This is a genomic window from Pseudomonas costantinii (genome assembly GCF_001870435.1).
GTDB lineage: Bacteria > Pseudomonadota > Gammaproteobacteria > Pseudomonadales > Pseudomonadaceae > Aquipseudomonas > Aquipseudomonas costantinii.
Genome location: NZ_MDDR01000030.1, coordinates 29,987 through 42,081, shown reverse-complemented (window position 1 = coordinate 42,081; position 12,095 = coordinate 29,987). Strand labels below are relative to the sequence as shown.

Below are 12,095 nucleotides of genomic sequence, written 5' to 3'. Positions count from 1 at the left end.
GGTGGGCCTACCCATTCGTCGGTTTGTTGACCTGCGCTCCTGAACAACTGCCCTCAGTCACACTTGACGAAAAAGCTGCGTTGGCGTTTCATGAAACCGGTTTCAGGCGATTACTTCGGTCTGTAAACCCATCCATCCAATAAGAAAGGCCCGCCACCGTGACTCCATTTTCCGCCGCCCAGCGCAGCCGCGTGACCATGCTCGACGTAGCCGAGCGCGCCGGGGTGTCCAAGGCCAGCGTGTCGCGTTTTATCGGTGACGACCGCGCCCTGCTCTCCGACGCTATTGCGCTACGTATCGAACAGGCCATCAGCGAACTCGGTTACCGCCCCAACCAGATGGCCCGCGGCTTGAAGCGCGGCCGCACACGCTTGATCGGCATGCTGGTGGCCGATATCCGCAACCCCTACTCCATTGCAGTAATGCACGGCGTCGAAACCGCCTGCCGCCAACACGGCTACAGCCTGGTGGTGTGCAACACCGACCGCGATGACGAGCAGGAGCGCCAGCACCTGGCAGCGCTGCGCTCGTACAACATCGAAGGGCTGATCGTGAATACCCTCGGCCATCACCTCGACCAGTTGCTGGAATTGCAGCGAGAAATGCCCCTCGTGCTGGTGGACCGCAAGGTCGAGCCGCTGCACAGCGACCTGGTAGGGTTGGATAACCCAGCTGCAGTGCGCATCGCAGTGGAGCACCTGCAACAACAGGGCTACCACGATGTGTTGCTGGTGAGCGAAGCCAGCGATGGCACCAGTTCGCGCTTGGAACGCCAGCAGAGTTTCAAGGCCGAGATTGCCAGCCGCCCGGGGCTGACCGGCGCGGTGTTGGAGTTGAATGGTGAGTTGGAAACCCGCTTACAAGCCTTTCTTGCAAAGCCTGGCCCCAAGGCGTTGTTCTGCGCCAACGGGATTGCCGCGCTGGCCTGTACCCGTGCACTCAAAGTGTTGGACTGCAACCTGTTTGAGGATGTCGGCCTGATCGCCCTGGATGACCTGGATTGGTACCCGCTGGTGGGCAACGGCATCACCGCCCTCGCCCAGCCGACCGAAGCGATTGGCGCCAGTGCCTTCGACTGCCTGCTCAAACGCTTGCGCGGCGATGACGCGCCGACGCGCACCCTGGATTTTTTGCCTGAACTGATCGTTCGCGGCTCCACCCAATCTCTGCGGAAAAAGAACACGTAACCGCTGTCGAGCCTTGGCGAGGCTGCGTCAGCGATTTGTCAGTCAGACCGCCGACGCAGCCTCGCTGGGGCTCGACAGCGGCTACGCAAATGTTAGTTGGCACTCTACGCACAAAAATGAAACCGGTTTCAGAGGTAAACAACAATGCATAAATACCCCGTTTCCATCAGCCTTTCCAGCTACGGCGCCGACCTTGTACGCACGCTTGGGCAATTGAGTTTTGTCGAGTTGCTGAGCGCTGCCGGTGCCCAGCGCATCGAATGGCGTGAAGAACTGCTGACCACCGAACACCCCGCAACACTGGCCCAGGCAGCGGCCGAACATGGCCTGGAGTCGGTGTTTTCATCGCCTCTGGAGCTGTGGGTCGCCGGGCGCGCCCAGCCCAACGCCGAACTCTGCACAACCCTTGACCGTGCCCAGGCATTCGGTGCGCGCTGGCTGAAAGTCTCCCTCGGTTACTTCACCGACACCAACGACCTGCAAAGCCTGCATGCCCTGCTTAACCGTCACCCGGTCAAGCTGTTGGTGGAAAATGACCAGACACTGCACGGTGGACGGATCGAGCCGATGCAGCGTTTTTTCACGGAAGTCGAACGCTTGGGCCTGCCGGTCAAGATGACCTTCGACATCGGCAATTGGCAGTGGCAGGACCAATCCGCCCTCACCGCCGCGCGCCTGCTGGGTCGCCATGTGGATTACCTGCACTGCAAGGCGGTGGCCCGGCGCCAGGACGGCAAGCTGGTCGCCCTGCCGCCCGGCGCCACCGACCTGCATCTGTGGGAACAACTGCTCAAGCATATGACTCAAGGTATTACCCGAGCCGTGGAATTCCCATTGCAAGGCGATGACCTCGTCGCAGTCACTGCGCAACAGGTCACCCACCTCGCCCACCTTGGCCAGCCCCGCGTGGAGAATGCGCATGTCTGAGATCGATATCCTGTCGTTTGGTGAAACCATGGCGATGTTTGTCGCCGAACAGACCGGCGACCTGGCCCAAGTGGCCCAATTCCACAAACGTATTGCCGGGGCCGACAGCAATGTCGCCATTGGTCTGTCGCGCCTGGGTTTTAACGTCGCCTGGTTGAGCCGGGTGGGCAATGACTCTCTGGGACGTTTTGTGGTCGACACGCTGAAAAGCGAAGGCCTGGATTGCCGCCATGTCGCGGTCGACCCGCTGCACCCCACCGGGTTTCAGCTTAAGTCCCGTGAAGAGGCTGGCGATGATCCCCAGGTGGAGTACTTCCGCAAGGGCTCGGCGGCCAGCCATTTGTCCATCGCCGCCATCAGTCCCACGCTGCTGCAAGCGCGTCACCTGCATGCCACCGGTATTCCGCCGGCGTTGTCCGAGGCCACCCGCGAGCTGTCCGTGGAGCTGATGACACAGATGCGCAAGGCCGGGCGCAGTGTGTCGTTCGACCCGAACTTGCGCCCCTCACTGTGGGCCAGCCGGCAGCAGATGGTCCGCGAAATCAACACCCTCGCAGGCCTGGCAGATTGGGTATTGCCGGGCCTGAGCGAAGGTCGCCTGCTCACCGGTTTCGAAGACCCGGCCGACATCGCCGCGTTTTACCTCGACCAAGGCGCGGAAGCCGTGGCCATCAAGCTTGGGCCTGATGGCGCCTACTACCGCACTCACATGGACCAGGGCTTTATCGCCGCCGTACCGGTGGAAAAAGTGGTGGACACCGTCGGTGCCGGCGATGGTTTTGCCGTCGGCATGATCAGCGCCCTGCTGGAAAACTTAAGTTTCCCCGAGGCGGTGCAGCGCGGTAATTGGATCGGTAGCCGCGCCGTACAGAACCGCGGTGATATGGAAGGCTTGCCCACCCGTTCGGAGTTACCCACTCGATCCGTTGCATGACCCACACCCTGTTGCCACAACTACAACAAGCTCAGGAGCAACCCCATGGACACCTTGAAACTCGCCACCCGCCGTTGGTGGTACATCATGCCCATCGTTTTTATCACCTACAGCCTGGCGTACCTGGACCGCGCCAACTACGGCTTCGCCGCCGCCTCCGGGATGGCCGAAGACCTGATGATCACCCCCGGCATGTCGTCGCTGCTGGGGGCGCTGTTCTTCCTCGGCTACTTTTTCTTCCAGGTGCCAGGGGCAATCTACGCGCAGAAACGCAGCGTCAAGAAGCTGATTTTCGTCAGCCTGATTCTCTGGGGCGGCCTCGCGACCCTGACGGGCGTGGTCTCCAACGCCTACATGCTGATCGCTATTCGCTTCATGCTCGGGGTGGTCGAGGCCGCAGTGATGCCGGCGATGCTGGTGTACCTGTGCCACTGGTTCACCCGGGCCGAACGCTCGCGCGCCAACACCTTCCTGATCCTCGGCAACCCGGTGACCATGCTATGGATGTCAGTGGTCTCGGGCTATCTGGTGCAGCATTTCAGCTGGCGCTGGATGTTTATCGTCGAAGGCCTGCCCGCCGTGATCTGGGCGTTTATCTGGTGGCGGCTGGCCGATGAGCGGCCCAAAGATGCCCAGTGGCTGAGCGACAGCGAAAAGCACACCCTGGAAACCGCCCTCGCCGCCGAACAGGTGGGCATCAAGGCGGTGAAGAATTACGGCGAAGCCTTTCGCTCGCCCAAGGTGATCATCCTCGCGCTGCAGTTCTTCTGCTGGAGCATCGGCGTGTACGGCTTTGTGCTGTGGTTACCGTCGATTCTCAAGGCCGGTTTGCAGATGGACATGGTCGAGGCCGGCTGGCTGTCGGCGTTGCCGTACCTGGCGGCAGTGATCGGAATGCTCGCGGTCTCCTGGGGCTCGGACAAGCTGCAAAAACGTAAGCGCTTTGTGTGGCCACCGTTGCTGATTGCCTCTATCGCTTTTTACGCGTCCTACATGCTCGGCGCCGAACATTTCTGGTGGTCCTACACCCTTTTGGTCATCGCCGGGGCCTGCATGTATGCGCCTTACGGCCCGTTCTTCGCCATCGTCCCGGAAATCCTTCCGGCCAACGTCGCCGGTGGTGCCATGGCACTGATCAACAGCATGGGCGCCCTCGGTTCGTTCGGCGGTTCCTACCTGGTGGGCTATCTCAATAGCAGCACCGGTTCACCCGGCGCCTCATACCTGCTGATGAGCGGTGCGTTGATGCTGTCGGTGGTGCTGACGATTTTCCTCAAACCCGGCGCCAGTGACCGCGTGTCGGTGCCAACTCTGGAGTTGAAGGTAAAAACCTCATGAAAAAGTCCGTCGTACTGTACAAAAAACTCTCCGCGCCACTGATGGCCCGTCTGCATGAGAGAGCAGAAGTCACACTGATCGACGCGCTGGACGACACGGGGCTGGCCAAGTTGCGCGACGCCCTGCCCACCGCCCACGGTTTGCTGGGTGCGAGCCTGCGCCTGGATGCCAAGCTGCTCGACCTGGCGCCAAAACTGGAGGCAGTGGCCAGCGTCTCGGTGGGGGTCGACAACTACGACATCGACTACCTGACCGGGCGCGGCATCCTGCTCAGCAACACCCCGGACGTGCTCACCGAAACCACTGCCGACACCGGTTTTGCGCTGATCCTGGCCACTGCCCGCCGTGTCGTCGAACTGGCGGATATGGTACGTGCCGGACAATGGAACAAGAACATCGGCCCGGCGCATTTCGGCAGCGACGTACATGGCAAAACCCTGGGCATCATTGGCATGGGCCGCATCGGCGAAGCGCTGGCCCAGCGCGGGCATTTTGGTTTTGGCATGCCGGTGATCTACCACAGCCAATCGCCCAAGCCATTGGTGGAGGCGCGCTTTGGTGCGCAGTACCGAAGCTTGGTGGACTTGCTCAAGGAAGCCGACTTTGTCTGCCTGACGTTACCCTTGACCGCCGAAACCGAAAAACTGATTGGCGCTGAAGAGTTCGCACTGATGGGCCCCGAGACGATCTTTATCAATATCTCGCGAGGCAAGGTGGTGGATGAAGCGGCGTTGGTCGACGCCTTGCAGCAACGCACTATTCGTGCGGCGGGGTTGGATGTGTTTGAGCGCGAGCCACTGAATCACGACTCGCCGCTGCTGCGTTTGAACAATGTGGTGGCGACGCCGCATATCGGCTCGGCGACTCATGAGACGCGGGAGGCGATGGCCAAGTGTGCGGTGGATAATCTGCTGCAAGCGTTGGCGGGGGAAAAGCCTGAAAACCTGGTGAACACAGCCGCCTGGAAGCAGTAACCCTGACACAACACCGTGACAATGTGGGAGCTGGCTTGCCGACTCCCACAGTAGAGATGTAGCGTCTATTAAATTACAAACCTGGCCACCATCCCATTCAAGTCCACCGCCAGGCGCGACAGCTCATGGCTGGCCGCGCTGGTCTGGTTGGCACCCGCCGCCGACTGAGTCGCCAGGTCGCGGATGTTCACCAGGTTACGGTCCACTTCACGGGAGACCTGGGCCTGTTCTTCCGACGCGCTGGCGATCACCAGGTTGCGCTCGTTGATCAGGCTGATCGATTGGGTGATCTGCTCCAGCGCCACGCCGGCGGCGCGGGCCAGTTCCAGGGTGTTCTGAGTGCGCTGGTTGCTCTGCTGCATGGACTGCACCGCTTCACCGGTACCGCTCTGGATGCCGGCAACCATTTTCTCGATCTCCTGGGTCGACTGCGCGGTGCGATGGGCCAAAGCCCGTACTTCGTCTGCAACTACCGCAAACCCACGCCCGGCTTCACCGGCGCGTGCCGCTTCGATCGCCGCGTTGAGCGCCAACAGGTTGGTCTGCTCAGCAATCGCACGGATCACGTCGAGCACCTTGCCGATATCACGGCCTTGGGAAGCCAGACCTTCGATCAGAACAGAGGTGTTTTGCACGTCCTGGGTCATGGTCTGGATCGCTCCGACGGTTTCCACCACGCGATCGCGGCCCTCGCGCGCCGCCTGGTTGGACTGGCCGGACGCTTCGGAGGTGGACACTGCATTGCGCGCCACTTCTTCTACGGCGGCGGTCATTTCGTTAACGGCGGTGGCGGCCTGGTCGATTTCGTTGTTCTGTTGCTGCAAGCCCTTGGAGGCTTCCTCAGTGACGGCGCTTAACTCTTCCGCCGCTGACGCAAGTTGTGTGGCCGAACCAGCAATGTGTTGGATGGTCTGGCGCAGGTTGGCTTGCATGGCGGCCAAGGCGCCGAGCAAACGGCCCGGTTCGTCCTTGCCGTCAACTTCAATGTCTTTGCTCAGGTTGCCACCGGCAATCGACTCGGCGGCGCTCACTGCCTTCTGCAAAGGGGCGACGATGCTACGGGTCAGCAGCCAGGCCAACAGCACCGTCATCAGTGCAGCCACCACGGCCACGATAATGATCCCGGCAACAGCCTGCTGATAACTGCTCTCGGCATCACGCCCAGATTGTTCGGCATCGGCGCTGTTGATGGCGATCAGTTTGTTCAACTGCTCCCCCATCAAGTCGGTACCGTCCTTGATCCGCGTGTTGATCAGGGTCCGCATGTCCTCGACTTTGTTCTGTTGGGACAGCGACATCATTTCTGCCTGGGCGACGAAGTAGCTGTCGAGTGTGGCGGCGAAGGTCTTGGCCAAAGCCGACTCTTCCGGGCCAGCCGGCAGGGCCGTGTAGGAACTCTGGGCCTGCTTGACCTTATCTACCAGTGCGGCCACGCGCACCTTGGCTTCTTCAAGGGCAGCGGGCTCACGGTTGATCAGAATGCGGAAGGAGAGAATGCGCAAGCGCAGCACGTTCTCAGTCATGTTGCCAAGGAACTTCACGCTGGGTAACTGATTTGACCCCATGTCCAGAGAGGCCTGACGAATTTGAGTCATGCGGTTGACCGCGAACACGCCCAGGATAACAACGAGCAACGCAATGAACGCAAAACCGAGAAAAGCGCGAGGGGCAATATTCAGATTACGAAGGGACATAGAGAGTGCTCTCAAGAAATAGTGTTGGCGAGCGTCCCTGCCGCGACACGATCAGTCGGCGTCAACGCGCCGCTCTGACCTTTGGGCACCACTGTTGTAATTAGTTTGGTGGGCTTACCTACGTTATCGGCAGGCGTGTGGATTTAATGCAGGATGTTTCGAAATATTTTTACACACTTCTGACAGCCGGCACTTTCTGGCATCCTGCGCGCCCCTTTCCCAACCGGGCCCGTATTTTGTCTGACGCTCAAACCCCTCGCCCCCGCTATAAATCCGACCTGATCTACGGCCTGGAAGATCGCCCGCACTTCACCGCAGCGATTTTTGCCGCGCTGCAACACGTGCTCGCCAGCTTCGTCGGCATCATCACCCCCACCTTGATCGTCGGCGGTGTACTCGGCCTTGAAAGCGAAGTGCCTTACCTGGTAAGCATGGCGTTGTTCGTGTCGGGGCTCGGCACCTTCGTGCAGGCGCGCAAGTTCGGCCCGGTGGGTTCAGGACTGTTGTGCCTGCAAGGCACCAGCTTTTCGTTTATCAGCGTGATCCTCAGCGCCGGTTTCATGGTCAAGGCCCGGGGTGGCGGCACCGATGAAATACTCTCGACGATCTTTGGTATCTGCTTCTTCGCGGCGTTTATCGAAGTGGTGCTCAGCCAATTCATCGGCAAGCTGCGCATGCTGATCACCCCAGTGGTGACCGGCACCATCATTACCTTGATGGGGTTGTCGCTGATCAAGGTAGCCGTTACAGACATGGCTGGCGGCTTTGGCTCCAGCGACTTGGGCGCGGCGAGCAATATGGGGCTGGCGGCGCTGGTGCTGCTGACCATCGTGTTGCTCAACCGCTTCAGTAATCCATTCCTGCGCCTGGGTTCGATCGTAATCGGCCTGACCCTGGGCTTTGTGGTGGCCTGGTGGATGGGCCGCGTCGACATGGCGGCGCTGCCCCAGGTGCCGCTGATCAGCGTGCCGGTACCGTTCAAGTACGGCTTCTCCTTCGATTGGGTGGCGTTTATCCCGGTGGCGGTGATTTTCCTGATTTCGCCCCTGGAAGCCGCCGGTGACCTGACCGCCAACTCGATGATTTCGCAACAACCGGTCAAGGGCCCGCTGTATATCAAGCGCATCAAGTCCGGCCTGTTGGCTGACGGCCTCAACTCGGCCATGGCCGCCACGTTCAATAGCCTGCCGATGGTGACCTTCGCCCAGAATAACGGTGTGATCCAGCTCACCGGTGTGGCCAGCCGCTATGTGGCGTACTTCATTGCCGGTCTGCTGGTGCTGCTCGGACTGTTCCCGGTGATCGGCGCGGTGCTGCAATTGATGCCCAAGCCGGTATTGGGTGGCGCGACCCTGATCATGTTCGGCACCGTGGCCGTGGCCGGGATTAAGATCCTCGCCGAAGCCGGGCTGCACCGACGTAATGTGCTGATCGTGGCGATCTCCCTGGGGATGGGCCTGGGCGTCGCCGCTGTGCCGGAAGTCTTGCGCGACCTGCCGAAAGCGCTGCACAACATCTTCGAGTCGCCGATCACCGTGGGTGCGTTCTGTGCAATCCTGCTGAACATTTTCCTGCCGGAAGAGTTCATAGAGCTGGAAGAAGATGAATTTGATCCGGAGTCCTCTACCCTCAAAGTGATGCAGGACCCGGACGTCGCGAAATAGGAGCAACTTTTTATGCGCAAGCTCATGGTTCTATCGTTACTGCTGCTGACCTTGAGCGCCTGCGCGCTATTCCCCAACCGTGACCCGGTCAATATCACGGTGGTGGGCATCGAACCGCTGCAAAGCCAGGATCTGGAAGTGCGTTTCGCTGTGAAGCTGCGGGTGCAAAACCCCAATGAAACAGCGATCGACTACAGCGGTGTGGCCCTGGATCTTGACGTGAATGGCCGGCCACTGGCGTCGGGTGTCAGTGATCAAGCCGGATCCATCCCACGTTTTTCCGAGACCGTTCTTACGGTGCCGGTGAGCGTTTCGGCATTTTCCGTCTTGCGTCAAACCCTGGGCCTGAGCCAGACCCAAAGCTTGAACAACCTGCCGTATGTACTGCGCGGCAAACTGGCGGGCGGGCTGTTCGGCACCCTGCGCTTTGTGGATCGAGGCACGCTGAACCTGCCGAACACGGCGACTTGGTAAACGCCATGCAACCGACATTGATCACCGCACGCTTGATCCTGCGCCCGCTGGCACTTGACGATGCTGAAGGCATCCAGCAGCAATTCCCCCATTGGGAAGTGGTGCGCTACCTCAACGACCAAGTGCCCTGGCCCTACCCGGCCGACGGCGCTCGCACCTATCTGGAGCAAGTCGCCTTGCCTGCAATGGCTCGAGGTGAGGAATGGCATTGGTCGATCCGCCTGAAAAGCACGCCTGAACAGTTGATCGGCAATGTGAGCCTGATGGACGAAGAGGATAACAACCGTGGGTTCTGGCTGGGCCCGCCGTGGCAAGGGCAAGGGTTGATGTCCGAAGCCAGCGCGGCGGTGACCGACTACTGGTTCGACGTGCTCAAGCGTCCCTTGTTGCGGGTGCCCAAGGCAACGCCCAACCGGGGGTCGCGGAGGATCTCCGAACGCACCGGTATGCGTCTGATTCGAAGCGACGAGGGGCAGTTTGTCGAAGGTACTTTTACCCGGGATATCTGGGAGATGACCCGCGAGGAGTGGCTGAAATCCAAATCGTGCAACCGATGACGCTCCAATGCGGGAGATGCGGTGTTCGGGGTAGCCATTTTCTTTAGGTAGATTGAGTACATATCCGTTGTTGGGGTAACGGCGGCTATGTACTCAACCTACCTAAAGAAAATGCCCCCCTGCCCCAACATTTCCCCCGTGCTTCAGTCAGTGACAAAACGCACACCCAGCTTTTCACGCTCATCCACCGTCAGTTCAAAGACATCCGGCCGGGCATAGTGCCCCACCACGTCATAGTCATACCGCGCGAGCACCAGGTCATCAGTATCGATCTGCGCCGTCAACAACCCCGCCTCCCCCAGCAACGGTCCGGCCAGGATGTCGCCCATAGGCCCGACAATCACACTGCCGCCCGCGATCAACGGACGATCATCCGGCCAATTGGCAACCTGCACACCCAGCGCCTCGGGCGACGCCTGCACCTGGCACGCGCTCACCACAAAGCAGCGCCCTTCATGGGCAATATGGCGCATGCTCACCTGCCACATCTCACGTTCATCCACCGTCGGGGCACACCACACCTCCACCCCCTTGGCGTACATCGCAGTGCGCAGCAGCGGCATCATATTTTCCCAACACACCGCACCGCCGATGCGCCCCACCGCCGCATCGATCACCGGCAAAGTCGAACCATCGCCTTTGCCCCATATCAGCCGTTCGGTGCCGGTAGGCATCAGCTTACGGTGCTTGCCCACCAAGCCGCCCGCCGGTTCGAAATACAACACCGTGCAATACAGGGTGCTGCCACTGCGCTCAATCACACCCAGTACCAGACTGGCCCCGGTACGCGATGACAACCCAGCCAGTGCTTCGGTCTCGGCGCCGGGAACGTCGATGGCATTGGCAAAATACCGCGCAAAGGCTTCGCGGCCTTGCGGCAGGCGATAACCCAGTTGCGTGCCAAAACTCTCACCTTTCGGATAACCGCCTAACAACGCCTCAGGCATCACCACCAATTGCGCACCGCTGTGCTTGATCTCGTCCTCGTACGCGAGGATTTGCGTCAGGGTTTCAGCCTTACCGCCGGGCAACGAACCGACCTGCAAGGCCGCCACAATAGAAACAGGCATCACGATCACTCCAGATAATGAGGGTTGCCCATTCTCCGGCCAGCCTTGATCATGAATAAAGCCCACCTCAGTGCTGAATGATATGAGCCAAATGAATATCGCCCAGGTCGACCTCAACCTGCTTAAAACCTTTGAGGCCCTGCACGATGAGTCCAGCGCCAGCCGCGCGGCATTGCGCCTGGGTGTGACTCAGTCGGCTATCAGTGCAGGCTTGCGGCGTTTGCGCGACGTGTATGGAGATCAGTTGTTTGTACGTACCGGTCGTGGCTTGGCGCCGACATTGCGCGCCAATCAGTTGAAGCCAGTGATCAGTGAGGCGTTGGATCGCTGCCGACAAAGCCTGGCCATGATCCATCCGGATAACCACGACTACCACGGGCGTTCGGTAGTGTTGGGTTTATCCGACGACTTCGAGATTGCCTATGGCCGTCGACTGATGGAGGCCATCGCACGTTGTGCGCCGAAACTACGGGTGATTTTCCGCCAGACCCACAGCCAGATCGTTGCAGGCGCCCTGCTCGACCGCACGCTGGACCTGGCCATCACTGCCGGCGGTTTTGCCGAACGCCGACTGAGCCGTCAGGTGCTGGGGGAAGGCGATTACCGCTGCCTGGTGGACCCCGGTAGCCTTGTGCCCGATCAACACGGTATCAACCTGGATGAATTCGTCACGCGCGAGCATGTGCTGGTGTCGTCAGGCGGGTTTATCGGAATTACTGATGAAGGGCTGGCAGCGCAAGGACTAAGCCGCCAGGTGTGTGCGTCCACCAGTCACTTTGCCGCGCTGCCGTTCCTGCTCAAGGGCAGCGCGGCTGTGGCGACGATTCCCGGGCATGCCGCCAAGGCCATTGCCGATCTGACGGGTTTGCGTGTGCTGCCCTGCCCGCTGGCGCTGCCACGCTACCCGGTGGAACTGGGTTGGCGTACCCAAGCGCAGTTGGACCCGATGCTGCTGAAAGTACGCGAGGCGATTGTGGCGTGCTTTATTTCGCCGCCGCCATCAGCTTGTTGACTTCGCTGCGTACCATGTTGGAAAACTCCGGTGGCGACATGCCGTCGAGTTCCGCGCGCACCCATTCGGCCCACTTGCCCTTGCGCTTCGCGCGTTCGCCGAACAACCGCGCCGCTTCGCCCTTGGCCTTGCCCAGGTTGCTTTGCCACAGGTCGTAGAGACGGGACTTTTCATCTTCCAGCTCGGCACGTTCGGCGAGGGTCTTGTTGGCCAGATTGAAGCTCATGTTGAATTACCTGCTGCACAAATAGGTGACATCTTACA

Annotated in this window: 12 protein-coding genes; 9 read left to right on the top strand and 3 right to left on the bottom strand. The window is 60.3% G+C overall.

From position 1 onward, the window contains the following. Positions 1-158: 158 nt before the first annotated feature. From BFL40_RS14640 to BFL40_RS14620, 5 genes are all read left to right on the top strand, one after another. Positions 159-1,187 carry a LacI family DNA-binding transcriptional regulator gene (locus tag BFL40_RS14640; protein WP_071484674.1) on the top strand — a complete coding sequence of 343 codons (1,029 nt, stop codon included), beginning with the start codon at positions 159-161 and terminating at the stop codon, positions 1,185-1,187. A gap of 144 nt (positions 1,188-1,331) precedes the next feature. Beyond that, entirely contained in the window at positions 1,332-2,114 is a 783-nt protein-coding gene (locus tag BFL40_RS14635; RefSeq protein WP_071484673.1) for a sugar phosphate isomerase/epimerase family protein, read from the top strand. Beyond that, the gene (locus BFL40_RS14630; RefSeq protein ID WP_071484672.1) at positions 2,107-3,048 is read left to right on the top strand and encodes a sugar kinase; all 942 of its coding nucleotides are present in this window, start codon (positions 2,107-2,109) and stop codon (positions 3,046-3,048) included. The genes BFL40_RS14635 and BFL40_RS14630 overlap by 8 nt, the downstream gene beginning before the upstream one ends. A gap of 45 nt (positions 3,049-3,093) precedes the next feature. After that, a complete protein-coding gene (locus BFL40_RS14625) occupies positions 3,094-4,386 on the top strand; it encodes an MFS transporter (RefSeq protein WP_071484671.1) in 1,293 nt (430 codons plus the stop codon). Continuing rightward, positions 4,383-5,360, top strand: a complete 978-nt coding sequence (locus tag BFL40_RS14620; protein WP_071484670.1) for a 2-hydroxyacid dehydrogenase — start codon at positions 4,383-4,385, stop codon at positions 5,358-5,360. The genes BFL40_RS14625 and BFL40_RS14620 overlap by 4 nt, the downstream gene beginning before the upstream one ends. A 68-nt stretch (positions 5,361-5,428) precedes the next feature. Here BFL40_RS14620 and BFL40_RS14615 read toward each other — a convergent pair whose 3' ends face one another. Beyond that, positions 5,429-7,054: a methyl-accepting chemotaxis protein gene (locus BFL40_RS14615; protein ID WP_071484669.1), complete on the bottom strand. Its 1,626-nt coding sequence runs from the start codon at positions 7,052-7,054 to the stop codon at positions 5,429-5,431. A 236-nt stretch (positions 7,055-7,290) separates the two neighbouring features. On the opposite strand from BFL40_RS14615, the gene BFL40_RS14610 reads away from it, so the two are divergent. From BFL40_RS14610 to BFL40_RS14600, 3 genes are read left to right on the top strand one after another with little or no spacing between them, the layout of a single operon-like run. Continuing rightward, complete coding sequence (locus tag BFL40_RS14610) at positions 7,291-8,718, top strand: nucleobase:cation symporter-2 family protein (protein ID WP_071484697.1); 1,428 nt, start codon at positions 7,291-7,293, stop codon at positions 8,716-8,718. A gap of 12 nt (positions 8,719-8,730) precedes the next feature. Further along, on the top strand, positions 8,731-9,192 hold the full coding sequence (locus BFL40_RS14605) for an LEA/WHy family protein (RefSeq protein ID WP_071484668.1): 462 nt from the start codon (positions 8,731-8,733) through the stop codon (positions 9,190-9,192). Positions 9,193-9,197: 5 nt separating this feature from the next. Next, positions 9,198-9,749 (top strand): GNAT family N-acetyltransferase, encoded by a 552-nt coding sequence (locus BFL40_RS14600; protein WP_071484667.1) that lies wholly within the window; start codon positions 9,198-9,200, stop codon positions 9,747-9,749. A 143-nt stretch (positions 9,750-9,892) separates the two neighbouring features. Here the strand turns inward: BFL40_RS14600 and BFL40_RS14595 are convergent, their stop codons facing one another. Then, a complete protein-coding gene (locus BFL40_RS14595; RefSeq protein WP_071484666.1) occupies positions 9,893-10,819 on the bottom strand; it encodes a carbon-nitrogen hydrolase family protein in 927 nt (308 codons plus the stop codon). A gap of 91 nt (positions 10,820-10,910) precedes the next feature. On the opposite strand from BFL40_RS14595, the gene BFL40_RS14590 reads away from it, so the two are divergent. Beyond that, a complete protein-coding gene (locus BFL40_RS14590; protein ID WP_071484665.1) occupies positions 10,911-11,831 on the top strand; it encodes a LysR family transcriptional regulator in 921 nt (306 codons plus the stop codon). On the opposite strand, the gene BFL40_RS14585 is transcribed toward BFL40_RS14590, so the two are convergent. Then, on the bottom strand, positions 11,803-12,057 hold the full coding sequence (locus BFL40_RS14585) for a hypothetical protein (RefSeq protein WP_017848398.1): 255 nt from the start codon (positions 12,055-12,057) through the stop codon (positions 11,803-11,805). The genes BFL40_RS14590 and BFL40_RS14585 overlap by 29 nt on opposite strands. Positions 12,058-12,095 lie beyond the last annotated feature (38 nt).

What these genes read in the sequence shown, in the direction of transcription:
- BFL40_RS14635 (WP_071484673.1), top strand. Translation starts at nt 1,332, where the DNA reads ATGCATAAATACCCCGTTTCCATCAGCCTTTCCAGCTACGGCGCCGAC.
- BFL40_RS14630 (WP_071484672.1), top strand. Translation starts at nt 2,107, where the DNA reads ATGTCTGAGATCGATATCCTGTCGTTTGGTGAAACCATGGCGATGTTT.
- BFL40_RS14625 (WP_071484671.1), top strand. Translation starts at nt 3,094, where the DNA reads ATGGACACCTTGAAACTCGCCACCCGCCGTTGGTGGTACATCATGCCC.
- BFL40_RS14620 (WP_071484670.1), top strand. Translation starts at nt 4,383, where the DNA reads ATGAAAAAGTCCGTCGTACTGTACAAAAAACTCTCCGCGCCACTGATG.
- BFL40_RS14615 (WP_071484669.1), bottom strand. Translation starts at nt 7,054, where the DNA reads ATGTCCCTTCGTAATCTGAATATTGCCCCTCGCGCTTTTCTCGGTTTT.
- BFL40_RS14605 (WP_071484668.1), top strand. Translation starts at nt 8,731, where the DNA reads ATGCGCAAGCTCATGGTTCTATCGTTACTGCTGCTGACCTTGAGCGCC.
- BFL40_RS14600 (WP_071484667.1), top strand. Translation starts at nt 9,198, where the DNA reads ATGCAACCGACATTGATCACCGCACGCTTGATCCTGCGCCCGCTGGCA.
- BFL40_RS14595 (WP_071484666.1), bottom strand. Translation starts at nt 10,819, where the DNA reads ATGCCTGTTTCTATTGTGGCGGCCTTGCAGGTCGGTTCGTTGCCCGGC.
- BFL40_RS14590 (WP_071484665.1), top strand. Translation starts at nt 10,911, where the DNA reads ATGAATATCGCCCAGGTCGACCTCAACCTGCTTAAAACCTTTGAGGCC.
- BFL40_RS14585 (WP_017848398.1), bottom strand. Translation starts at nt 12,057, where the DNA reads ATGAGCTTCAATCTGGCCAACAAGACCCTCGCCGAACGTGCCGAGCTG.